This window comes from Virgibacillus sp. MG-45, assembly GCF_036409425.1.
Classification (GTDB): domain Bacteria; phylum Bacillota; class Bacilli; order Bacillales; family Amphibacillaceae; genus LDC-1.
In genome coordinates this window covers 73,366-98,446 of record NZ_JAXOFU010000010.1, presented here as the reverse complement: position 1 = coordinate 98,446, position 25,081 = coordinate 73,366, and the positions used below count along the sequence as shown (strand labels likewise).

Genomic DNA, 25,081 nt, shown 5'->3' with positions numbered 1-25,081 from the left:
TAGAAGAGGTATTCGAAAAAACTTTTGGTTCTCCTTATTTTCCCCTACCGATTTTTGCTATAATAAACTAATGGATTATGATAATGGAGGTTTAGTCCTTTGTATACAATTAAAAATGAATGGAAGCATATGTTTAAGCTAGATCCAGCAAAGGAAATTTCTGATGAACAGCTGGAGCGGGTATGTGAGTCAGGTACAGATGCGATTATTGTCGGTGGAACAGATGATGTTACATTGGACAATGTGCTCGATTTATTATCAAGCATCCGACGCTATACGGTTCCGTGTATATTAGAGGTTTCGAATATGGAAATGATTACCCCGGGGTTTGATCATTATTTTATCCCGATGGTATTGAATAGCACAGAGAAAAAATGGATGATGGATATCCAGCATGAAGCCATTAAGCAATATAAGGATATCATGGATTGGAATGAAATATTTGTCGAAGGCTATTGTATTCTAAATGAATCGGCGAAAGCCTTTACGACAACAAATTGTACGCTCCCTAATGAAATGGATGTAGAAGCGTATGCTTATATGGTAGAGAATGTATTTCATTTACCGATATTTTATATGGAATATAGCGGTACATATGGTGATCCGCAGCTCGTTGAAAAAGTAAAAGGTCAGCTTGAGGAGACATTGCTATTTTATGGTGGTGGGATCGAAAGTGTGGAACAGGCGAAAGAAATGAAGCAGCATGCGGATGTGATTATTGTAGGAAATAGCCTGTACACGAACTTTGAGGAAGCAATCCGAACAGTAGATGCAGTGAAATAGATTAAATAGTTGCATACAGTTAGATAGAGATTGAACAATTTTTTGGGTGGTGAGCAATAATGAGTCCAGCAACAAATGATTTATTAAAAGGACTAAATAAACAACAACTTGAAGCGGTAAAGCATACAGATGGACCGCTCTTAATTATGGCAGGTGCAGGAAGTGGAAAAACGCGAGTGCTAACACACCGCATTGCTTATTTGATGGAAGAGAAGGGTGTCGCGCCTCGGAATATTTTGGCGATTACCTTTACGAACAAAGCAGCGCGTGAAATGAAAGACAGGGTCGGGAGATTAGTAGGCCCTGAAAGTGAATATATGTGGGTATCAACCTTTCACTCGATGTGTGTACGGATACTGCGAAGAGATATCGATCGCATCGGTTATAATCGTAACTTTACAATTTTGGATAGTGGTGATCAGCTTTCTGTTGTAAAGCAAGTATTAAAGAATTTGAATATTGATCCGAAAAAATTTGATCCGCGTGCAATGCTCGGACAAATTAGTGCGGCTAAAAATGAGCTAGTAACACCAGAAAAATTTGCAGAACAGGTTGGCGATTTTTATAATCGGCAGGTTTCCAACGTGTACACTGCTTATCAAAAAATATTACGAAAAAACCAGTCACTGGATTTTGATGATTTAATCATGCAGACGATTCACTTGTTTCAACGTGTGCCAGAGGTTTTGGAATATTATCAGCGACGCTTTCAATACATTCATGTGGATGAGTATCAAGATACGAACCATGCACAATATTATTTAGTAAAACAGCTTGCCAGTCGTTTTCAAAACATTTGTGTGGTTGGGGACTCTGACCAGTCTATTTATCGTTGGCGAGGAGCCGATATTACGAACATTCTTACCTTTGAAAAAGACTATCCAGCTGCACAATCGATTTTTCTCGAGCAAAATTATCGCTCGACGAAGTCTATATTACAGGCGGCAAATAAAGTAATCAGCAATAATTCTAGTCGCAAGCCGAAAAATCTGTGGACCGAAAACCCAGATGGACAAAAAATTACGTATTTCCAAGGCGCAACGGAACAGGAAGAAGCGCTTTACGTAACAGATAAAATCCAAGCATTAGTTCGAGAAGAAGGCTATAAGCCGAGCGATATCGCGATATTATATCGAACAAACGCGCAATCACGTGCAATTGAGGATACGTTTGTTAAATCAGGTGTAAGCTATCAAATGGTTGGTGGCACGAAATTCTACGATCGTAAAGAGATTAAAGACATGATTGCGTATTTACGATTAATTACGAATCCAGATGATGACATTAGCTTTGAACGAGTAGTGAACGAGCCAAAGCGCGGGGTTGGAAAAACCTCTATCGATCGTTTGCGGGTTTATGCAATGGAACACGGGATTTCGTTTTATGATGCAGTAAAGGAAGTTGATTTTACCGGTGTATCGAAAAAGGCGGCAAATGCGCTCGCAGCGTTTGGTGACCTTATTCGAACACTCCATGAGCAACAAGAATTTTTAACAGCAACCGACATGGTAGAAGCTGTATTAACCCGCTCTGGCTATGAAGAAATGCTGAAAAACGAACGGACAATTGAAGCACAAAGTCGTTTAGAAAACCTTGAGGAATTTATGACGGTTACTCAGGATTTCGAAAAAAACGCGGCCGACAAAACATTAATTGCCTTTTTAACAGACCTTGCTTTAATTGCGGATATTGATCGGGTCGACGAAGCAGATCCTGATAATAACGAAAAAATAACATTGATGACATTACACGCAGCGAAAGGATTGGAATTCCCAGTCGTATTCTTAATTGGGATGGAGGAAAATGTATTCCCACATAGTCGTTCGTTATTTGATGACGACGAGATGGAGGAAGAACGCCGACTTGCTTATGTTGGAATAACAAGAGCAGAACAAAAGTTATTTCTTACACACGCAAAAATGCGTACCTTATATGGAAGAACAAATATGAATCCAATTAGTCGATTCATTAATGAAATCCCTGAAGAGCTCATGGATGGAATCGAACAAGCACGAACAACAATGTTTGGAAATGCTTTTGCAAATCGAAGAACGCAGGGACAGCCTGCTTCATTAAAGCGAAAAGCGCAAAAACTCCAAACAACAACAGGTGCAGAAAGCGAATCATGGCAGCCCGGTGATAAAGCAGCACATAAAAAGTGGGGTGTCGGAACGGTTGTGAAGGTACAGGGAGAAGGCGAAGGACTGGAGCTCGATGTAGCTTTTCCTGCCCCAACAGGAATCAAGCGTTTGCTTGCTAAATTTGCTCCAATAACGAAACAGTAGGGAGGTGCTTGCTGGTGGACAAACAACAAGCACAGGAAAAAATCCAAGCATTACGAGAGGTATTAAATCAATATAGCTATGAGTACCATGTGCTCGATAAGCCAACTGTTCCTGATGCAGAATATGATGAAAAGCTACAGGAGCTACGGCAGCTGGAGGAAGCTTTTCCAGAACTAATAACAGTTGATTCACCTACACAGCGGGTAGGGGATAAGCCGTTAGAAGGATTTACAAAAGTAGAGCATTCGATCCCAATGCTTAGTCTTGGTAATGCATTTAATGAACAGGATTTGCGCGATTTTGCGCGTCGAGCTAGTCAAGGAACCGATACGCCTCCTACGTATGTTTGTGAATTGAAAATTGATGGCTTAGCGGTATCCTTACGATATGAAAATGGTCAATTTGTTCAAGGCTCTACCCGTGGGGACGGGACAGTCGGTGAAGACATTACGAGCAATTTACGTACAATCAACAGTATTCCTTTATCGATTAAGGATAAGCATACAATTGAAGTGCGTGGTGAAGCCTATATGCCGCATAAATCCTTTTTAAAACTGAATAAAGCACGGGAAGAAAATGGGGAGGAGCTTTTTGCGAATCCGCGCAATGCTGCTGCTGGATCGTTACGTCAATTAGATCCCAAAATTGCAGCCTCCCGCAGTCTGGATGTTTTTTTGTATGGTGTAGGTGAATGGGAGGGTAAGCAGCTTGCTTCTCATAGTGAACGTTTAACTTATTTTAAGGAATTAGGTTTCAAAACGAACCCAGAATGGAAGAAATGCAGCACGATTGAAGAAGTCATCGATTATATAAACTATTGGACAGAGGCGCGTCCTAACCTGAATTATGAAATTGATGGCATTGTTGTAAAAGTTGATAACATTGCACAGCAGGAGGAGCTTGGCTACACTGCAAAAAGTCCGCGCTGGGCGATAGCATATAAATTTCCTGCTGAAGAGGTAATGACGACCCTTCGAGACATTGAATTAAGTGTTGGGAGAACAGGAGTAATTACACCAACGGCGATTCTTGATCCAGTGAAGGTGGCTGGTACGACCGTGCAACGGGCTTCATTACATAATGAGGACCTGATTCGTGAAAAAGACATTCGTATTGGTGATCCTGTTGTTGTGAAAAAAGCAGGCGATATTATTCCAGAAGTTGTCCGCGTTATTACAGAAAAACGAACAGGGAATGAGCAGCCGTTTTCCATGCCAACGGAGTGTCCAGCATGTGATAGTGAGCTTGTCCGTCTTGATGGAGAAGTCGCCTTACGCTGTATGAATCCGAATTGTCCTGCGCAATTGCAGGAAGGGCTTATTCACTTTGTTTCACGGAATGCAATGAACATTGATGGACTTGGAGAAAAGGTTATTAGCCAGTTGTTCCGTGAAAAACTGATTCAAACGATTGCCGATGTTTACCGTCTGGAGCGAGAAGCGTTATTATCACTTGAACGGATGGGTGAAAAATCAGTAGATAATTTATTACGGGCTATTGAAGCATCCAAGGAAAACTCCTTAGAAAAACTCTTATTTGGTCTTGGTATTCGATTTATCGGAGCAAAAGCTGCAAAGACGTTAGCGATGGAATTTGAAACAATGGACCAGCTTGCAAATGCAACATATGATGCACTCATTGCAGTGGATGAAATTGGCGAGAAAATGGCCGATGCGGTTGTTCAATATTTTGCAGAAGAAGAGGTTGTTACCTTGCTAAGCGAGCTTCGTGAGCTAGGTGTAAATATGACGTATAAAGGTCCTAAAAAAGCAGCCATTGCTGAGGATGCTGTATTCTCAGGAAAAACAATCGTGTTAACAGGAAAGCTTGAGCAATTTACCCGTCAAGAGGCAAAAGAACGCATTGAAGCACTTGGTGGAAAAGTAACCGGCAGTGTCAGTAAAAGTACCGATATTGTTGTAGCTGGTGAAGCAGCTGGTTCAAAATATGAAAAAGCACAACAGCTTAACATTCCAATTTGGGATGAGGCACAGCTGAAAAATATATTGGAAGCCGAAGAAGAGAAGCAATAAGATGAATAATCAAAGGGAAATAAGGAGCGGGAAGACCGTGAAAAAAATATTGTTCTTGTTAATAAGTATCCTGTTATTTGTAACGAGCTGCGCACCAAAAATTAATGATGATGAAGTGCTTCAAAATGAAAAATCAAAGGAAGAAGCTTCAATTGTTCCGAGCTATCAGCTATCAAAGAATAATTATCGCATGATTCTTCCTTACCGTCCGAGTGAAGCAAGAGGTGTCATCGTTAATCAATTAGCAAATCGAGTTGATATCGATTCCATGGAAGAAGGACTCAGAAGACATTCCAAAGAATACTTTGATCCTGAAAAATATTATTTTGAAGAAGGGCAGTATTTAAAAAAGGATGTCGTCTATAATTGGTTAGAACGTAAGCTAACAAAGGAAGAGCTAGAGAAAGCGGTAAAGAAAGAGATAGCCCGATTAAAGAAAGCAGAAATGACAGTAAATGAAGAGAGAATTCGAGAAAAGCTACAGCTCGGATTAAACCCAGCAATAGCCGATGAGGAAAATAAGGAATTGCAGGAGAAGTACCCTAAATATCTTTCTCATATATTGGAGCAAAACTTTCTGGAAAAGAAGGAAGATAATACGGTGCAAATAGTTGGATTATCGCTTGGTATTTCAATGAAGTCCGTATATCGTTTTTCAACGGAAACGGGTGGTCCTTATTATAAGGATATTTCCAAAAAGAAAATGCTGGAAGAAGCGAATAAAATTGCGAAAACTGTTTTAGAACGGGTTAGAAAAACCGAGGGCTTAGAAAAAGTACCGGTTATGATTGCAATTTATCGGGAAGCAAGCCAGGATTCCCCTGTACCAGGAAACTTTGTCGCAAAAACCTATGTGGAAAAGGGACATAATTCAATCGATAAGTGGGAGTCGATTCAAGAGGAACATATATTATTCCCATCAAACAAGGCGAACGAAGCATATTTTGATGATGCTCAGCTGATAAAAAGCTTTACAGATCAAATATCCAAATACTTTCCGAACTATGTTGGGGTAATTGGTGAAGGTTTTTATATAAATAAGGAATTAAGAAAGCTGACCATTGATATACCGATTGAATTTTATGGTAAGGCAGAGGTTATTGGCTTTACACAATATACGTATGGCGTGGTGAAAGAGCTTTTTCCTGATCATTATGAGCTAGAAATCAATGTAACATCAAGTGCCCAGCAGGAAAGCTTAATCTATCGCCAACCAGGAGAAAAGAATCCGGTTGTTCATATTTTTCACTAAATTCAAAGAAGATGACGAAGAAATATGCTAGATTCATTGAAGCATATGATTATTTCCGTTAAAATAAGGAGTGGATATTCCACTCCGTTTTTTTATGATGCTTTATTGATATTGAAGTTCAACAAGAAAATGGATGGCTGGAATAAACCGGATAAATTTCAAGGGGGTTTTTTCATGGTAGTACCATACAAGCATGAGCCTTTTACAGATTACACCGTAGAGGAAAATAAGCAGCAGCTGCTAGATGCTTTGAAAAAAGTAGAAGCAGAGCTTGGAAAAGAATATCCGCTCATCATTGGTGGAGAACGAATTACAACGGATGAAAAAATAAAAGTTGTGAATCCTGCTAATAAAGCAGAAGTTATTGGCTATGTTTCGAAAGCAAATAAAGCGCTTTCAGAAAAAGCGATGCAGGTTGCCAGTGAAACGTTTGAGAAAACATGGAGAAAATCTGATCCTACATTTCGAGCAGATATTTTATTCCGTGCTGCTGCTATTGTTCGTCGTCGCAAGCTAGAATTTACGGCACATCTTATTAAAGAAGGTGGGAAGCCGTGGAAAGAAGCAGATGCGGATGTAGCAGAAGGAATCGACTTTCTTGAATATTATGGACGTCAAATGTTGAGAATTAAAGACGGTGTAGAGGTAGAAAGCCGTCCAATTGAATATAATCAGTTTCATTACATTCCATTAGGAGTTGGTCTAGTAATCTCTCCTTGGAACTTCTTATTCGCAATTATGGCAGGTACAACCGTTGCTGCAATGGTAACAGGAAATACCGTATTATTAAAGCCAGCGAGCACAACACCAGTTATTGCCTATAAGCTTATGGAGGTGCTTGAGGAAGCAGGAATGCCAGCAGGTGTAGTTAACTACATTCCTGGCCCAGGCTCTGAAGTAGGGGACTTCCTAGTAGACCATCCGAAAACGCGCTTTGTTAGCTTTACTGGATCACGTCAAGTTGGTACACGTATTTTCGAACGTGCTGCAGTGGTTCATGAAGGGCAAAAATGGTTAAAGCGTACGATTATTGAAATGGGTGGAAAAGATACGATTGTTGTTGATAATGAAGCAGATCTTGAGCTTGCAGCACAATCGATTGTACAATCTGCATTCGGTTTCTCAGGTCAGAAATGTTCTGCCTGCTCACGTGCCGTTATTCATGCCGATGTATATGATCAAGTGAAGAATCGCGTTGTCGAGCTGACAAAAGAATTAACGGTTGGTAACCCAGCTGATCCAAGTAACTTGTTTATGGGGCCGGTCATTGACCAAGCTGCATATGATAAGATTTTGAGTTATATCGAAATCGGTAAAAAAGAAGGACAGCTTCTTGTTGGTGGTGAGGGAGACGACAGCAATGGTTGGTTTATTAAGCCAACGGTATTTGCTGATGTAGATCCACAAGCTAAAATTATGCAAGATGAAATTTTTGGTCCTGTCGTTGCTTTAACAAAGGCAAAGGATTTTGATGAGGCAATTGAAATTGCTAATAATACGGAGTATGGATTGACAGGTGCTGTTATTACAAATAATCGGGCACATTTAGAACAAGCCCGTCAAGATTTCCACGTAGGAAACTTATACTTTAACCGTGGTTGTACGGCAGCAATTGTTGGTTATCAGCCATTTGGCGGCTTCAACATGTCTGGAACGGATTCTAAAGCTGGTGGTCCAGATTACCTAATTCAGCATATGCAAGGAAAAACGACTTCCGAAATGTTTTAAGAAAAAAGTCTTATTTTGTAGAAAGCCTCTTTTATCCAAATAAATGGTAAAAGGGGCCTTTTTTCTGCTGAGAGGTTGACTGATTTTCATGGATTAGGAAAGTAGGAAAGTTTTTATTGGGTTTAACGTCATATAAGCCCCTCAACTTTCCCAATATGAAATATCTGAAAGTATGTTAAAATATAAATAAACACTCAGATGACGATAAATGATTTATGAGTGGAATGACGAGGTGGGTATATAGATGGAAATTGGTGCATTTATAAAGTTGCAGCGCATCAAACAAGAAATGACCCAGGAAGAATTAGCGAGTGGTATTGTCTCCATGTCCTACTTGTCAAAAATTGAAAACATGAAAACCGAGGCTAGTCCAGAAGTAATTAGCATGCTTTGTACCCGACTTGGAATCCAAGTTGACGGGGAGAAGGATGTTACCATCAAAGAAAAGTGTGAAAAATGGTACAATTCACTTTTTGAAGTGAACGACAAGGAAGAGATTACGAAAGGCTACCAAGAATTAAATGAGCTGCTAGGGATAGTAAGATCAGACAGTTTAATGATGTTTGAAATTCATAAGATTAGGTATTTTTTAATCTTAGGTGAGATGTCAAATGCATTAGATCAGATTAATCATCTAAATGAGTTAGCAGGTTCCTTTGATAGTCTTCATAAGTATTATTGGTATAAATTCAAAGGGAATTATAGTTCTGCAAGTGGGAGCTATAATCAAGCGATGCGAATGTATAAGTTGGCAGAAGAAAAACTAGATCTATTGAGATTACCTGAGGAAGAAATAGCCGATTTACATTATATAATTGCTATTACTAATAGCAAATTGAGAAATACGTTGGAAGTAATCGAATATGCTGAAAAGGCTATTGATGTTTACAGAAAGAATTATAATTTTTTACGCTGTGCCCAATGTCATATCGTATTAGGAATTTCGTATAGAAGGTTGAAAATGTATGATAAAGCAATTAAAAATCATAATCTTGCAAAGCATCTTGGTGAGCTAAATAAAAGTAAACAAATTATTCAATTAGCTAATCAGAATCTTGGTTATCTGCACTCATCAAAGGGTGAGACAGAAGAGGCAATACATTATTTTGAGGAAGTTGCGAAGGATGAGGAAGTAAATCTTAATGAAAGATTATTAGCTATTACGTCATTAATCAAAGAATATCATAATATATATAATTTTGATAAGGCACGAGAAATCATAGATAAAGCATTGGAACTTTTAGATTTAGGGAAAAATAACGTGCATTATAAATTATATTACTATATTATTCATACTTATAAATTTGCAATCGATGGGGAAGATAAGAAATTTCAAGCGTTGGTTACAGAGGAATTTATACCTTATCTGAAAAAGCAAAAGGACTATGGTAACTTAGTCGTCTATGCGAAAATGCTCGGTAAATATTACGAGGATCAAGGAAGGTATAAAGACTCTGTTAAATACTATAAACTCGCGAATTTAACCTATGAGGATGTAGTGAACTTGTAAAGGGGGGATATTAATGAAAAAGCTTATCGTTTCAATGGCACTAGGAGCTGTTTTAACAGTAGGATTCCTTTTTGCTCAAGATAATCCAGTAGATCTAACAATGGATGCAGAACCTAGTATCTTTTCAGTAGGCAAACCAGTTTATGAATTTTAGTCTTAGTTAGTAGCAAGCTTGTCATTAGTTTTTTTACCCTATTACTATAAATGATAGATTGGCCTGAAATAGCGTGGAACCTATTTCAGGCATTTTTTTTATTAGCGGCAAATTTTTAGGGGGAAAAAGTATTTTCAATTTGTAAAATATTTTCTGATTGTTGTGTTATTATGGTATGCAGAAATAATAAAATTGATATTAAAGGAAAGGAGGTACGAAAGAAAAAATAAAAGGAAGGGGTTTTGTGCATGGAATATGCAATAAGTGGAATGACATGGTTTTGGATATTCGTCCCCATGCCCTTATTAATATTATTATCACTCATTACATTAGTGGCGAGGGGGAGAAAATAAAACATGTCACAAGCAACTTTAATTACGTTTATTGTTTATTTGCTCGTTATGTTATTTATCGGAATTTATATGTATCGTCGAACGAACAATTTATCCGATTATGTCTTAGGTGGTAGAAAGCTTGGTCCTGGTGTAGCGGCGTTAAGCGCTGGTGCTTCTGATATGAGTGGTTGGTTGTTACTAGGCTTACCAGGTGCTATATATGCCTCGGGACTTTCAGAAGCGTGGATGGCGATTGGTTTATCTGTAGGAGCGTATTTGAACTGGCAATTTGTCGCTAAACGATTGCGCATTTACACGGAAGTGTCGAATAATTCGATTACGATACCTGATTTTTTGGCGAATCGATTTAAGGATAATTCACATTTACTCCGAGTTATTTCCGCACTTGTAATTTTATTATTTTTTACATTTTATACATCCTCTGGCATGGTTGCAGGAGCTAAATTATTTGAAGCTTCCTTTGGACTTTCATACCAAAGCGCTTTATGGATCGGAGCCATTGTTGTTGTTTCGTATACCTTATTAGGAGGATTTTTAGCTGTAGCTTGGACAGACTTCATCCAAGGCAGTTTAATGTTTCTCGCATTAATTGTCGTGCCTATTGTAGCCCTTAATCAAATGGGAGGCTGGAATGAAGCGGTACAGGCAGTTGGTAGCATTAATCCAAGTCATCTGAATATGGTGAAAGGGGTTAGTGTCATTGCGATCCTTTCTTCCGTAGCGTGGGGGTTAGGATACTTTGGACAGCCGCACATTATCGTTCGGTTTATGGCGCTTCGTTCACCAAAGGATGTGCCGATGGCTCGCTTTATTGGAACAACGTGGATGATTCTCGGATTATATGGAGCCATTTTTATTGGATTTATTGGCTTGGCCTTTATTAGTACCCAGGATGTTTCCATTCTTAGTCAATTCGGAATAGATGTTGTGACAAAAGATGGGGTACAAATGCTGGCTGACTCTGAGAAAATATTTATTGCCTTCTCACAAATCTTGTTTCACCCAGTAGTAGCAGGGATATTACTTGCGGCTATTTTATCGGCTGTCATGAGCACCATTGATTCGCAGCTGCTTGTCTCTTCATCTGCAGTGGTAGAAGATTTTTACAAGGCGATTTTTCGCAAAAATGCATCTGAAAAAGAATTGGTATGGATGGGTCGTTTAGCTACATTAATTATTGCTTTAATTGCTACGGTGATTGCGATGAATCCAAATAGCTCAGTCCTTGAGCTCGTTAGCTATGCATGGGCAGGATTTGGTGCTGCCTTTGGACCCATTATTATTCTTGCACTGTTTTGGAAAAGAACGACGAGGACAGGAGCATTAGCAGGAATCATTGTCGGCGCGGTAACCGTAATTGTATGGGGGGATTTTTTAGAGGGTGGTATTTACGAATTATATGAAATCTTCCCGGGGTTTATTCTAAACTTGCTCGTAACGATTGTTATCAGCTTATTAGGAACACCAGATCCACGAATTAAAGAGGAATTTGAGGAAACATTAGCGCAACTAAAAGAAAAATAAGGAAACAGATATTTAATACGAAAGAAGAGGCTGGAAAAGAATACATGAGTCATTCATGTAAAATGACTTTATCGAGCAGTTAAAATAGGTGAGAATCCTTTGTTTGCCTGCGGGAAAACCGAGCCAATTTTTAAACTGCGATACTAATGTTCTGATCCAGCCTCATTTTTTTGTGTACATTGTGATGTGTAATATGAAAAGGAATCATTTCTCAGTTGCTTCATATTACGTTATGCCGTATACTATTTATAAACGCAAGAAACTATTTTTGTTTTTATAGTTTACATGGAGTAGGAGGAGGATAAATGAAAGCTAGAATAATGCAAGCTTTTATAGAAGAGACGCAGGCGAAATCGATGAAATTTACGATGGATGATTTGGCAAAACGGCTCGGAATAAGTAAGCGAACCCTTTATGAGCATTTTTCTTCTAAGACAGATATTCTCGATGCAATCATTGATTCTACTTTAACCGAATTCGACGAAAAAACAGATGCAATTATTCAAGATCCGCAATTGACACTGTTGGAAAAAATAAAGCGAACAATTACGGTCGTTCCGTCTTTTAATGATTTCTATGATTGGAAGATCCTTGAGCAAATGAAGAAATCCTATCCTACGCAATGGATTCGTGTGGATAAAGCATTAAATCAATGGGATGCATTACGTGAGTTAATTGAAGAAGGTATACGTGAAGGGTTGATTGAAAATCATAATGTTTCCTTACTTATCAAGCTCATTATTGATGCGACAAACTCAACACTTGATCGGCAATTCTTTTTAGAAAATCGTTTGACAGTATCAGAAGCATTAGATGAAATCGTGGATGTTTTATTATTTGGTATCATCAAAAAAGAACATGTATGAAGGATCCGGCTATATTTGTCCGGTTTTTTTCCTCCATGTGAAAACTGATAAAACAAAAACAGTTTTCAGGTTTTAAATATGAAGAAGGCGAGATGGAATTATGGACCTCCGAATGTGTGAGGTAACTGCAGAAAATTGGATGGAGATTGCTACTCTATCTGTGAATGAGGATCAAAAGAATTATATTGAAAGTAATGTATTTTCGTTAGCACAATCAAAATTTGAACCACAGTGGAAGTCAATCGGTTTATATGACAGAGAAATACTCGTCGGTTATGCGATGATAGGACGCGATAAATCTAGTGGTAGAGTATGGCTTGACCGTTTTATGATTGATCGCAATCATCAAGGAAACGGATATGCAAGTCGATTTCTACCAATGTTAATTAAAGTAATTAAAGAGCACTACCACTGTGATCATATATATTTAAGTGTATATCCAGACAACGTGCCAGCAAAGCATTTATATGAAAAGTTCGGGTTTAGAGAAAACGGTGAGATGGACGAGGAAGGTATTGTGCAAGGGCTTGTCATGGAACTAGACTTAACGAGGAGAAGTACAGGATGAAAACAACATCTTCTAATTTAAATCAATTGGATACAGAGCCGGTTGGGCGTGTTTTTTTACGCTATTTAATTCCTTCTATGATTGGTATGCTATTAATGGCTGTGAACATCGTTGCAGATGGCATCATGGTTGGTAACCGCTTAGGAGCAGAGGCGTTGGCCGGGGTAGGAATTGCTGCCCCGGTATACACTATTTTCGTGGCGCTCTCGCTTTGGATTGGCATTGGAGCAGCTACTAAATATTCCATGGCAATGGGTGCGAAAAAAACGAAAGAAGCACAGGTTGTTTTTTCGCATGCCATCGTTTCGATTTTTTTACTAACATTTGTCATCGGACTGATTGCCTTTCTATTTCGTGAGCCTCTTGCGTATATGCTCGGCGCAAATGGAGACACGTTTCCGTATGTTTCGGAATATCTCCTTGTGATTTTATTATTCGGCTTTTGTTTTACGATTGAAAACACATTTAGTATTTTTGTTCGAAATGATGGTGGTCCGAATCTAGCGATGGCCGCTTTAGTAATTGGTGCAGTCGCAAACATTCTTCTTAATTATGTCTTTTTATTTAAGCTGAATCTTGGTGTGGCAGGTGCTGCCTTTGCGACCATCATTGCTTCTATAATAGCGATTTTCGTATTGGCAATCCACTTTTTTAAGAAGTCGAGTCATTTAAAGCTTGTTCGATTTGCTTTCCAAAAAAAGCTGTTTTGGCTCATTATTGTAATTGGGTTTCCTAGCTTTCTTTCGGAGATTGGTATTTCGGTATTTACTATTTCCCATAATATCGCTTTTGAGCGAACTGTCGGTACAGACGGTGTTGCGGCATTTTCGATTCTAAACTATGTGCATAGTGTAATGCTTATGATGTTTCTTGGAATGGGAGCAGCCATTCAGCCGCTTATTAGCTATTATCATGGTGCTAAGAATGATGTTCGAAAAAGAGAAACAATGCGCAAGGCGATTTTTACTGCATTTGCTGGAGGAGCGTTCTTTTTCCTTATCGGACAGTTTGCAGCAGGGCCAATCGTTTCTATCTTTGGTGATTTTCCTGAGGCTGTTTCGACGCTCGCTGTTTCAGGAATAAAGCTATTTTTTATCGCCTACTTGTTTACAGGGATCAATTTTGTGATGATGACCTATTATCAATCGGTCGGAATTATTCGCATGGCAGTTTGGATTACGGCTGCCCGGGAAATCATTGTCATGCTAATCTTTTTGCTTATTTTACCGCCGATTCTGGGCATCAGCGGCATCTGGTTAGCGATTCCAGCTTCTGAATTGCTAGTATTTATAAGCATTTATTTGTACCACCGCATGAAAGGAAAACGGATGAAAGAATTCATCTAGAAAATGAAGGAAGGGGAAGCACGGCTAACGTGTTTCTCCTTTTTTTGTCGGAAAAGACGAGCAATATTCGGGATAAAGCTGGCAAATAGAGCTTTGGTGGTGAATAATAAACAAAATTAGGGGCAGTTTTTGCTGCCCTTATTTTATAACTCATCCTTAATATTGCATTAATTATCATCCTGTTTGTCCGAAGCTTCGATAAAATTCCCCTTTTTTATGGCGAGTAGATGGAATTCAGTATTACTCTCACTAAACTCAGTATAGAATTCAGCTAGAATTTCCCACTTGAAGTGAGACGCTTGTATAATATTTTTCAGAATTCTTTCGCGTGTTGTTCCTTTTAAAATACAGTTCACAAAAACTCCGCCTACTCTAAGCTCTTCCAGTATTTTTCTTGCAAATTTCGTTTCTTTTTCTAAATCGTTTTTATAGAAATGTAATATTGAATCTAACAGTATCAAATCGATGTTCTTCGTTATTGGAAATTCATAGATGTCTCCGATCAACCCTTTAACCGTTAATTGTCTCTTTGTAGCTTCATTATTGAGTTGTTTTATCCCAACAGTTGAATGATCGACTCCTATAACGTTGAAACCTATTTCTCCAAGTAATAAAGAGTCTCTTCCTTGTCCACAACCTAAATCAAGAACAGTTCCCTTAGGATAGTAGTTAGTAAAGAATTTAATGAGACCTGGATATGGACTTCCAAAATAGTTTTGTTCTTTATAATAGTCGTCATATGCTACTTTTTTCACTATAGTAGACCTCCATTAACATTTATTAATGATTATTGTAATTATGATTATATTTATTACATAATAGCACGGATTGAAATTTCATTTTATGGAGGCAGACTATAAACGTTCTTTTTTTAATTTAGAAAAATATTCTCCTAGTGATTCAGTTGCTTGAAGACCGCAATATCTGCTATTATCAATAGTATTGTAACTGTTTTTTATCGTTTCCTTTCGTTGTATCCATTTGTGAAATAAATGATAAATTATGAGGAAATAGACCGTGTAAATTATGGAGGTGTTTGGTATGGCAGAAATTTCAAAAGAGCAGGTAAAGCATGTAGCTAATCTTGCTAGACTTGCGATTACAGAAGAAGAAGCAGAAATGTTTACCGATCATTTACGTTCGATTATTACATATGCAGAGCAGCTAAATGAGCTGGATACAGAAGGTGTTGAGCCAACAACACATGTGCTCGACCTGAAAAATGTGATGCGCAAGGACGAGCCGAAGGAATGGATAACACAAGAGGAAGCGTTGAAAAACGCACCAGATAAGCAAGCGGCTTATTTTCGTGTGCCATCAATTTTGGAATAAGGAGGGATTCGCATGTCGTTATTTAACCATAGTATAAAGGAATTAGAAGAAAAGCTGCAGAAAAAGGAGATCAATGCAACCGATCTTGTTGATACAGCTTTTGCACGCATACATGACGTAGAAGAAGATGTAAAGGCATTTATTACATTGGATGAGGAAAATGCGCGTAATTATGCAAAGCAATTAGATGCAGCTACAGATAAAACAGAAAAGTTGTTTGGTATTCCAGGTGGAATCAAGGATAACATTGTAACAAAAGGCTTACGTACTACATGTGCAAGCCAATTTTTGCGCAACTTTAATGACCCACTATATGATGCGACGGTTGTACAAAAGCTAAACAATGAAAAGATGATTACAGTTGGAAAATTAAATATGGATGAATTTGCGATGGGATCTTCCACTGAAAATTCCAGCTATGCAAAAACACGCAATCCATGGAATACCGATTTTGTTCCAGGAGGATCAAGTGGTGGTTCTGCAGCAGCTGTAGCAGCAGGAGAAGTGTTATTCTCGCTTGGTTCGGATACAGGTGGCTCGATTCGTCAGCCTGCCTCGTTTTGTGGTGTTGTGGGATTAAAGCCTACATATGGTCGTGTATCACGCTTTGGCTTAGTAGCCTTTGCTTCCTCATTAGATCAAATCGGACCAGTTACACGGACGGTAGAAGACAATGCACGTATTCTTGAGGTTATTTCTGGCCATGACAAAATGGATGCAACAAGTGCAAACATAGATGTTCCTCTATATACGGATAGTTTAACTGGCGATGTAAAAGGATTAAAAATTGCGGTACCAAAGGAATATCTTGGGGAAGGTGTAAATCGGGAGGTAAAAGAATCTATATTACAAGCACTGAAAAAATATGAATCACTTGGAGCAACATGGGAGGAAGTATCTTTACCACATTCCAAGTATGCAGTAGCTGCATACTATTTACTTTCTTCCTCAGAAGCGTCTGCGAACCTTGCACGTTTTGACGGTGTTCGCTATGGCGTTCGTTCTGAAAAAGCAAAGGACATGCTAGAGATGTTTAAACTTTCTAGAAGTGAAGGCTTCGGTGATGAAGTAAAGCGTCGCATCATGCTCGGTACATTTGCGCTAAGCTCTGGCTATTATGATGCGTATTATAAAAAAGCACAAAAAGTACGTACGTTAATTAAACAAGATTTCGATAACATTTTTAAAACATATGATGTTGTAATGGGGCCAACAAACCCAACTACCGCTTTTCGTATTGGTGAGCGGATTGATGATCCATTAACAATGTACGCAAACGATATTTTGACAATTCCAGTTAACCTTGCAGGTGTCCCAGGTATATCGATTCCGTCTGGTTTCTCACAAGAAGGCTTACCAATTGGATTGCAAATTATCGGAAAGCATTTTGATGAAGCAACTGTTTATCGGGCAGCACATGCATTTGAACAAGCTACCGATTTTCATAAGAAACAGCCTCAGCTAGGAGGTGCGAAATAATGAACTTTGAAACGATTATTGGTTTAGAAGTCCATGTTGAGCTAAAAACACAGTCAAAGATTTTTAGTCCAAGTCCAAACGCATTTGGTGCTGATCCAAATACAAATGTAAATCCAATCGATTTAGGGTATCCTGGAACATTGCCAGTGCTTAACGAAGAAGCAGTTAACTTCGCAATGAAGGCTGCAATGGCATTGAATTGTGACATTGCAACCCATACGAAATTTGACCGTAAAAATTACTTTTATCCAGACAATCCAAAGGCATATCAAATTTCGCAATTTGATCAGCCGATTGGAGAAAACGGTTGGATTGAAATTGAAGTGAACGGGAAGAAAAAACGAATCGGAATTACGCGCCTTCACTTAGAGGAGGATGCTGGAAAGCTAACACACGGTGATGATGGCTATTCCCTCGTGGACTTTAACCGTCAAGGAACACCATTAATTGAGATTGTTTCCGAGCCGGATATGCGCTCTCCAGAAGAAGCATATGCATATTTAGAAAAGCTAAAGAACATTATTCAATATACAGGTGTTTCCGATGTAAAGATGCAGGAAGGCTCCTTGCGCTGTGATGCCAATATTTCCTTGCGTCCAATCGGTCAAAAAGAATTCGGTACAAAGGCAGAATTGAAGAATTTAAACTCCTTTGCATTTGTGCAAAAGGGCTTAGAGTTTGAAGAAAAGCGCCAAGAAAAAGTTTTATTATCTGGTGGAGAAATACTTCAGGAAACACGCCGCTACGATGAAAAAACAAAAGAAACAATTTTAATGCGGGTCAAAGAAGGCTCAGATGATTATCGTTATTTCCCAGAACCAGATCTTGTGCCACTTTATATTGACGACGCATGGAAAGCACGCATCCGAAGCGAAATACCTGAGCTTCCTGATGCACGCAAACAGCGTTTTATGGATACGCTCGGCTTGTCCGAATATGATGCAGACGCAATGACAAGCTCAAAAGAAATGGCAGATTTCTTTGAAGAAGCTATTAATCAAGAGGCAGACGTAAAGCAAGTATCAAACTGGCTTATGGGCGAAATCTCTGCTTATATGAACAAGCATTTAAAAGAGCTGCATGATCTAGCGATTACCCCAGCAAGTCTGGCAAAAATGATTAACCTAATGGAGGACGGTACAATATCCTCAAAAATGGCTAAAAAGGTGTTCGCAGAGCTTGTAGAAAAAGGCGGAGATCCTGAAAAAATCGTGAAAGAAAAAGGCCTTGTCCAAATTTCTGATGAAGGTCAGCTAACGGAAATCATTACGAATATTCTCGATGCGAATGAACAATCGATCATCGATTATAAGAACGGAAAAGACCGTGCACTCGGATTTCTCGTTGGTCAAGTAATGAAAGCAACAAAAGGACAGGCAAATCCACCAATGGTGAATAAAATCCTTGTTCAAGAAATGGATAAACGATAACAAGCAGGAAACGAAGCCGCTATCTTTTCAAGGATGGCGGCTTTGCCTATCAAACAGTTTGTATGCCTGCTGCTTGAAGTAGAGTGTTTCTTGTTTGGGGTGATTATCACGTTTACCTGGGGGAAAATGTAATTTTGTTTTCGAATGGCTTTTCAAATAGGATAAAAAGGGATATGATAAGTGTTGTGTGATAAAAACTAGATTCTCGAACCTTGTATATCTTATGAATAGGGGAGGGGTTATCTTGAAGAAAGCCCGAATCATTTATAATCCGACATCTGGTCGGGAGGCCTTTAAAAGAGAACTTCCAAATGTTTTAGAACGCTTTGAAAAAGCTGGATATGAAACCTCTGCACATGCGACAACCTGTGAAGGAGATGCTATTAATGCTGCAAAAGTTGCAGTAGAGCGTGGCTTTGATATTATTGTTGCGGCAGGTGGAGATGGTACAATAAACGAAGTAATTAACGGGATGGCAGAACAGCCTAATCTTCCAAAGCTCGGTGTTATTCCAGTTGGAACAACAAATGATTTCGCGAGAGCTTTGCATATCCCGAAGGAAATAAATAAAGCAGTAGATGTTATCCTAGAGAATGGCTCCATGCTCATTGACATCGGTAAAGTAAATGACCATTATTTCATGAACATAGCAGGTGGTGGAAAGCTAACCGAGCTTACGTATGAAGTTCCAAGTAAGTTGAAAACGATGCTCGGACAGCTAGCTTATTATATGAAAGGCATTGAGATGCTTCCATCACTAAAGCCTACACGTGCAAGAATTGAATATGATGGCAATGTGATCGAGGAGGACATTATGTTGTTCTTAATTTCCAATACGAACTCAGTAGGTGGATTTGAGAAGCTAGCACCAGACGCAGATTTAACGGATGGCTATTTTGATTTGCTCATCCTTAAAAAAGCGAACCTGGCTGAATTTATTCGAATCGCATCGCTTGCTTTACGCGGGGCGCATTTAGAAGAAAAGCATTTGATTTATACAAAAGCGAAGCGGATAAAAGTAGAGCCAGAGGAAAAAATGCAATTAAATATTGATGGGGAATATGGCGGATTGCTACCTGGGGAATTTGTAAATCTTCAGCAGCACATTGAATTCTTTGTCCCACAATCTTTTATTGAGAAACAAGAAGATTACTGATGGAACGGTAATCTTCTTTTCTATTGAGGATGGCGAAATCGAATTCCATTTTAGTTCGAAAACGAACCTCCTACATACTTTTTAACAGACATGTTATGATAAGAGATATTGCGATTAAATGAACGATAAAGGAAGATATAGATGGCAAAAAACCAAGCACCGGTGAAGAAAAATGAAACCATTACCTTGCATTTTGAAGATTTAACCCATGAAGGAAATGGCGTTGGAAAAATAGATGGCTATCCATTATTTGTGCCCTACGCTTTACCAGGAGAAGAAGCAACTGTAAAGGTAATAAAGGTCAATAAAAACTATGGCTTCGGAAAGCTAGTTGACATTATTAAGCCAAGCCCACATCGAGTAGAACCCCCATGTGATGTATTTTATAAATGTGGCGGATGTCAGATTCAGCATATGAGTTATGCGATGCAGCTTGAAATGAAGCAGAATCAAGTACAAAATGTCATGCGTAAAATTGCTCATTTGGACCATGTTCCAGTTCATCCAACGATCGGCATGGAAGACCCATGGCGTTATCGAAATAAAGTTGCCATTCCTGTCGGTGAAAAGGATGGAACGTTAATGACAGGCTTTTATCAAATGCGTAGCCATCGAATCATTGAAGATATGACAACCTGTGTGGTGCAGGATGAGGTAAATGATCGCATGGTAGAAGCAGTCCGTCGCATTGCAGACAAGCTTGGAATAACCGCTTATGATGAGCAATCCGATCGCGGTGTGCTGCGTCATATCATGGTGCGAACAGGTAGTCAGACGAATGAAACGATGGTCGTGCTCATTACACGTACTGAAAAGCTGCCCCATCAAGAACAAATCGTAAGCGAGCTCACGGAAACCTATCCGAATGTAACCTCCATTGTTCATAACGTCAATAACCGACGAACGAATGTGATTCTAGGACGCAAAACAAAGGTGTTATGGGGAGCAGAGTATATTTATGATTCGATAGGTGATATTCGCTTTGCGATTTCAGCCCAATCCTTTTACCAGGTTAATCCTCCGCAAACAAAAAAGCTTTATGAAAAAGCATTACAGTATGCGGATGTTGGTGAAAACGATGTCGTCATTGACGCGTATTGCGGGATTGGTACGATTTCCTTATTTATGGCGCAAAAGGCGAAAAAGGTATATGGCATCGAGGTTGTGCCAGAGGCAATCCATGATGCGAAAATGAATGCGAAGATAAATGGGATTGCGAATGCGGAATTCACGGTAGGTGAAGCGGAAAAGGTGATGCCAAAGTGGAAGGAAGCAGGTATGAATCCTGACGTTATCGTTGTTGATCCACCACGTAAAGGCTGTGAGCCAGCATTTTTAGAGGCAATGATTGCGATGAAGCCGAAGCGGATCGTTTATGTATCCTGTAATCCATCAACTTTAGCGAGAGACTTACGCATCTTAGAGGACGGTGGCTTTAAAACCAAGGAAGTCCAACCAGTTGATATGTTCCCACAATCGATGCACGTTGAAGCAGTGGCGTTGCTACAAAAAGAAACTGTCTAACTAAAAAAATCTCTTGCTAGTTAAAATAAACATTTGCTAGTCCGACCCTGATTTCGTTAAAAAATACTTTTGCGATTTCGGGGTCTTTTCATGCCCAAACCCTTGTCTTGTCATTCTTTTATCGACTTTTTCTTCATTCTAATATCACAAATGTTTTTTATAACTCCGAAAAAAAGGTGAAAAAACAGGCGTAATAGAGGGAAGAAAGTGCCTATTTTTGAAAGAAAAATCATCCAAATGGGGGTTCCGTAGCAAAACTTTATTTTAACGGCAACGGTGGAATGCGGGTTTGAGGGGTGGGATTTAGCAGGAGTTTATTATGGTTTCACAGAAACTATATAGAAATCCTTAGTTTGAACACTTTCACAAGCATTTCGTGTTTGTGGGAGAAGGTGAAAAAACTAGAAATAAAGTACTGAAAACCACATTACCGTTTCGGTGGTAATTGATCAGGGGTGTGGGAACACAAGAGAATAAGATAGGAAACTGGAACGACGATTTGTATTTAAAAATAATTACAGTCGTCGTTTTTATTTTTTATAAGTTGAGGTTGTCCCTTCTATTAACGCAATTAATGAATAAAAGCATTTAGCTGAACATGGGAAATATGCTGAAAGGTCTTCGTCTTTGGTATTAGGTGCTTTAAAATCATTAATAAAAAAGCAAGAAATTAAGAAGATGATGATAAGATTCTTTTAATAATTTCCTCAAATGGTTACAAAGAATTAGCCTGATTTAGTTAAACGATGGTGCTAGTCTAGTATTAGAAATAGTTATTTATGGAAAAATTCACTTATGGCATTTTAATCTATATATGGAACGGTGATAGTTATGTTATATTATTATAATAATTAAAGTTTTAATAAATAGAGTTATACAAGAACTCTATGACTGTTGCACATTGGTAAAAAAATGAAGAAAGACAAAGATGGAGGAGAAAACAATGAATGGTTTAGACGTTTCAAAACATCATGATGTTAGCTTTGATGATTACAAGGGTTGGTTTGAAAAATACAAAAAAAATAACGATGTAAGAGAAATAAATTTTCAGAACGGAGTAGTTAAGAGATTAATAAGTGCCATTTGCCCCGATCTTGATGTTGAAAATATTGAAAAAAAAGGGCCAGACTCGGATATACATGATTATCTTCAATATTGCGGAACATACATAGATCAACAGGGAATAGAAAAGTCATCTACACCTGATTTAGTAATAGCTAACGATTGGAACTGGCTGAACAAGGAAAATAGTGTTGATTATCGTGCCGTTGTAGAGGTTAAGTCACCTTATTTGAATCAACGTATCTATAACAAGGATTATGAAAAATATGGAGAAGACATCAAAAACCAACTAAGTTGTCATTTGTCTGCTAAGAATAATGATAAAGCAATATTAACAGATGCGATGAAGTGGGAATTCTATAAAAAAAATGAGGAAGGTAACGAATTAGTACCTGTTCGAACGATCGAATTGTATGATTTAATCGATGGGAGAGGTCACTGGGAGTGGAAGAAGAGTGAACAAGCCATTGTGAAAGATAATGTTATAACAGAAAGGATAGTAAGTCACAACGAGCAACCTCTGGTAAAAGAGTTTGAAGACCTCAGGGAATTCACAAAAAAATTTCTTAATAGTGAAAACTAACAAATATTAATTTATCAGGCTTATAAAATTACCATATTGTATGATTGATTAAACAATTTCTATTTGGCTTATCCTTAATCATTTTGGACAGTAATAATAAATAAAATAACTAGTCAATCCGAAAAAAAGATAAGATATAAGAGGTAGACCATACATTAATAAATATGAGTTACTGAAACGGATTAATATTTTCACTAGTCTAAGGTTTTTACTATTTGGCTATCACCCCAATAAAGGAAAGAGCAAGCACAAATCCGCTGGAACTCATCTCAGAGAACTTGATTCCACATATTCTTCCTAATAGGAATCAGAGAAAGTAATATCAGCTTCTAAGGCTTGTAACACAAAAAATAATTAATCGTTTTATATAACGAGAACAGACAAATAAAAAAGCGGAAACAATAATTGCTAAAGGAATGCTCAACGCTACAGGGAGATCAATCCCGTACCAAATGCTCATTTTTATTTGGTCAAATCCAAATGTGCGAAGGATTCCAGCGAGTATGGATATGGTCGCACTTATAATTAACCCTGCGTATAAGACAGAAAGGACAGGGATTATTAATAAATAAAAAAAACTGTAAATAGCTTTTATATTGATCATTATCCTTCCCTCCTTATAATATGTTGAACTTTAGAGTTTGACGAGACTGTGTAATTTTTTGTATATGAAAGTGTTTTTATATTGCAACCTTCTCCAACTACCACCGTTTCACCTTCAACAACTTCTGCATCTGTATAAGAGAGTCGTAGATTTTCACCTTTTATATAATTGCAAATTAGTTTTTTCCGTAACAATGGAAATGTTACCTTCCCTTTCTCTACAAAAATTTCATCAGCAATAAGGCGTTCTATAACACTTTTACCTGATAATTTTAGTTGAAATTTCTTTGAATTAATTTCCTTTGCTTGAACAATACCAATTAGATTCATTTTTTCTGACTGAATAATCTGTTCTACAGTGAGATTCCCTGTGCTGATTAGATTTGTTGTTTCCCCGCTATTAATTTTTAAATTCCCTTTATTTATTATTTCTTTAATAGAACAATGTTCTTTTAAAACGCATGAACCTGAGTTTTTAAAGCTGTCTGCTTTAACATCAAAATGAAATGAACTATGTCCATGAGTTGAAATTTTTTTAGTATGTATTTCTTGATGGAAAGAAACAGAGCCACGTATATTAAAGATTTCATATTCTGTTGTCAGATCTTTAATTGTTCCGCTTGTAAGGGTTATGCTATTGTGAGTTTTATTATCCTTCATATTCCACACCACCTATTTTAATTTATATATATTTTAGTTATTAAAATATATATAAATTAAAACATAATCCATGTCTTTTTGGCAAGTGATATTTTATGAAAGTGAAATTTAACGAAGATTAACAGGTGAAATAGGAGACCAAAAGCAGGGTGTGAAGTACGTAGATAATAAAAAAAGAATCTCACGATGGTGAAATTCTATACAATACTATTCATTAGCTTATTAATGTCCTTTAGCACTTTTGCAATAGTAGTTAATTTTTCTTGCGGAAATTTCATGAATATTTCGTGGACCTTGTCCTCTCCAACATTCGTTAAAACTATTTTCACAATCCTGCGATCCTCACTTTTTCTTTCGCGTTTTACTAAGTTTAGCTTTTCCAGCTTATCGCACATGGATGTAACGGCTCCAGGAGTCACACTGAAAAAGTCAGCAATTTCAGTTGCTTTCATTCCACCATTGATTTCCAACTGGAGAAGAAGAATTAGTTGGTTTTGGGAGAGAGACTCTCCTTCAGAAAGTATGTTTACAAATTTTTTAGATTTCTGTTGTAGTTGAAGCATCTCACTCATTATTAATTTTACATGATTCATTTGTTTGTTTCCTGACATATTATCACAGCCTATTAAGATATTTATTAATTATAATATATAGTAAGTATATTATTAAAAGCTGTTTCAGCCAATAGAATTGATTGCAGGTCAGATCCTTAAAAATGCAGTTTGGCGTACTTTACATATATAACAAGGCTTTACCATATCTATACGGAGAATCGTCCGTACCATGAGGGAGCAGCGGCTTGTATTTTGTTACACTGTCGCACGCGCATTTTTGCCTGTTAAAAGGA

Annotated in this window: 21 protein-coding genes; 17 read left to right on the top strand and 4 right to left on the bottom strand. The window is 38.0% G+C overall.

Features of this window, described 5'->3' with window-relative positions; genetic code table 11:
* The first annotated feature begins 99 nt into the window (after positions 1 to 99).
* From SPK86_RS12060 to SPK86_RS12010, 11 genes are all read left to right on the top strand, one after another.
* The gene (locus SPK86_RS12060) at positions 100 to 783 is read left to right on the top strand and encodes a heptaprenylglyceryl phosphate synthase (protein WP_443089780.1); all 684 of its coding nucleotides are present in this window, start codon (positions 100 to 102) and stop codon (positions 781 to 783) included.
* Between the two features lie 59 nt (positions 784 to 842).
* Positions 843 to 3,068 carry a DNA helicase PcrA gene (gene pcrA / locus SPK86_RS12055; protein WP_330949466.1) on the top strand — a complete coding sequence of 742 codons (2,226 nt, stop codon included), beginning with the start codon at positions 843 to 845 and terminating at the stop codon, positions 3,066 to 3,068.
* 14 nt (positions 3,069 to 3,082) lie between these two features.
* A complete protein-coding gene (gene ligA, locus SPK86_RS12050) occupies positions 3,083 to 5,101 on the top strand; it encodes an NAD-dependent DNA ligase LigA (protein WP_330949465.1) in 2,019 nt (672 codons plus the stop codon).
* Positions 5,102 to 5,138: 37 nt separating this feature from the next.
* Positions 5,139 to 6,353 (top strand): CamS family sex pheromone protein, encoded by a 1,215-nt coding sequence (locus SPK86_RS12045; RefSeq protein WP_284141370.1) that lies wholly within the window; start codon positions 5,139 to 5,141, stop codon positions 6,351 to 6,353.
* Between the two features lie 174 nt (positions 6,354 to 6,527).
* On the top strand, positions 6,528 to 8,081 hold the full coding sequence (pruA, locus tag SPK86_RS12040; protein ID WP_284141371.1) for an L-glutamate gamma-semialdehyde dehydrogenase: 1,554 nt from the start codon (positions 6,528 to 6,530) through the stop codon (positions 8,079 to 8,081).
* A 244-nt stretch (positions 8,082 to 8,325) separates the two neighbouring features.
* Complete coding sequence (locus tag SPK86_RS12035) at positions 8,326 to 9,591, top strand: helix-turn-helix domain-containing protein (RefSeq protein ID WP_330949464.1); 1,266 nt, start codon at positions 8,326 to 8,328, stop codon at positions 9,589 to 9,591.
* A gap of 13 nt (positions 9,592 to 9,604) precedes the next feature.
* Positions 9,605 to 9,745 (top strand): hypothetical protein, encoded by a 141-nt coding sequence (locus tag SPK86_RS12030; protein ID WP_284141373.1) that lies wholly within the window; start codon positions 9,605 to 9,607, stop codon positions 9,743 to 9,745.
* 356 nt (positions 9,746 to 10,101) lie between these two features.
* The gene (putP, locus tag SPK86_RS12025) at positions 10,102 to 11,625 is read left to right on the top strand and encodes a sodium/proline symporter PutP (RefSeq protein ID WP_284141374.1); all 1,524 of its coding nucleotides are present in this window, start codon (positions 10,102 to 10,104) and stop codon (positions 11,623 to 11,625) included.
* Between the two features lie 305 nt (positions 11,626 to 11,930).
* On the top strand, positions 11,931 to 12,491 hold the full coding sequence (locus SPK86_RS12020) for a TetR/AcrR family transcriptional regulator (RefSeq protein WP_330949463.1): 561 nt from the start codon (positions 11,931 to 11,933) through the stop codon (positions 12,489 to 12,491).
* A 100-nt stretch (positions 12,492 to 12,591) separates the two neighbouring features.
* Positions 12,592 to 13,059: a GNAT family N-acetyltransferase gene (locus tag SPK86_RS12015; RefSeq protein WP_284141376.1), complete on the top strand. Its 468-nt coding sequence runs from the start codon at positions 12,592 to 12,594 to the stop codon at positions 13,057 to 13,059.
* Entirely contained in the window at positions 13,056 to 14,405 is a 1,350-nt protein-coding gene (locus SPK86_RS12010) for an MATE family efflux transporter (RefSeq protein WP_284141377.1), read from the top strand. Before SPK86_RS12015 ends, SPK86_RS12010 begins: the two co-directional genes overlap by 4 nt.
* Before the next feature lie 167 nt (positions 14,406 to 14,572).
* On the opposite strand, the gene SPK86_RS12005 is transcribed toward SPK86_RS12010, so the two are convergent.
* Positions 14,573 to 15,160, bottom strand: coding sequence for a class I SAM-dependent methyltransferase (locus SPK86_RS12005; RefSeq protein ID WP_330949462.1), 588 nt, complete (start codon positions 15,158 to 15,160; stop codon positions 14,573 to 14,575).
* Positions 15,161 to 15,446: 286 nt separating this feature from the next.
* Between SPK86_RS12005 and gatC the strand changes: the two genes are divergently transcribed.
* The 6 genes from gatC to SPK86_RS11975 all read left to right on the top strand — a co-directional run bounded on the left by gatC (position 15,447) and on the right by SPK86_RS11975 (position 22,971).
* The gene (gene gatC, locus SPK86_RS12000; protein ID WP_284141379.1) at positions 15,447 to 15,737 is read left to right on the top strand and encodes an Asp-tRNA(Asn)/Glu-tRNA(Gln) amidotransferase subunit GatC; all 291 of its coding nucleotides are present in this window, start codon (positions 15,447 to 15,449) and stop codon (positions 15,735 to 15,737) included.
* Between the two features lie 12 nt (positions 15,738 to 15,749).
* Complete coding sequence (gatA, locus tag SPK86_RS11995; RefSeq protein ID WP_330949461.1) at positions 15,750 to 17,216, top strand: Asp-tRNA(Asn)/Glu-tRNA(Gln) amidotransferase subunit GatA; 1,467 nt, start codon at positions 15,750 to 15,752, stop codon at positions 17,214 to 17,216.
* On the top strand, positions 17,216 to 18,646 hold the full coding sequence (gatB, locus tag SPK86_RS11990; protein ID WP_284141381.1) for an Asp-tRNA(Asn)/Glu-tRNA(Gln) amidotransferase subunit GatB: 1,431 nt from the start codon (positions 17,216 to 17,218) through the stop codon (positions 18,644 to 18,646). Before gatA ends, gatB begins: the two co-directional genes overlap by 1 nt.
* A 244-nt stretch (positions 18,647 to 18,890) precedes the next feature.
* Positions 18,891 to 19,802, top strand: coding sequence for a diacylglycerol kinase (locus tag SPK86_RS11985; protein WP_284141382.1), 912 nt, complete (start codon positions 18,891 to 18,893; stop codon positions 19,800 to 19,802).
* 141 nt (positions 19,803 to 19,943) lie between these two features.
* Positions 19,944 to 21,326 (top strand): 23S rRNA (uracil(1939)-C(5))-methyltransferase RlmD, encoded by a 1,383-nt coding sequence (gene rlmD / locus SPK86_RS11980; RefSeq protein ID WP_330949460.1) that lies wholly within the window; start codon positions 19,944 to 19,946, stop codon positions 21,324 to 21,326.
* Positions 21,327 to 22,269: 943 nt separating this feature from the next.
* Entirely contained in the window at positions 22,270 to 22,971 is a 702-nt protein-coding gene (locus SPK86_RS11975) for a hypothetical protein (RefSeq protein ID WP_330949459.1), read from the top strand.
* Positions 22,972 to 23,293: 322 nt separating this feature from the next.
* Here the strand turns inward: SPK86_RS11975 and SPK86_RS11970 are convergent, their stop codons facing one another.
* From SPK86_RS11970 to SPK86_RS11960, 3 genes are all read right to left on the bottom strand, one after another.
* On the bottom strand, positions 23,294 to 23,575 hold the full coding sequence (locus SPK86_RS11970) for a hypothetical protein (RefSeq protein ID WP_284141816.1): 282 nt from the start codon (positions 23,573 to 23,575) through the stop codon (positions 23,294 to 23,296).
* Positions 23,575 to 24,234 (bottom strand): hypothetical protein, encoded by a 660-nt coding sequence (locus SPK86_RS11965; RefSeq protein ID WP_330949458.1) that lies wholly within the window; start codon positions 24,232 to 24,234, stop codon positions 23,575 to 23,577. Before SPK86_RS11965 ends, SPK86_RS11970 begins: the two co-directional genes overlap by 1 nt.
* A gap of 197 nt (positions 24,235 to 24,431) precedes the next feature.
* Positions 24,432 to 24,827: a MarR family winged helix-turn-helix transcriptional regulator gene (locus SPK86_RS11960; RefSeq protein ID WP_330949457.1), complete on the bottom strand. Its 396-nt coding sequence runs from the start codon at positions 24,825 to 24,827 to the stop codon at positions 24,432 to 24,434.
* Positions 24,828 to 25,081: the final 254 nt, after the last annotated feature.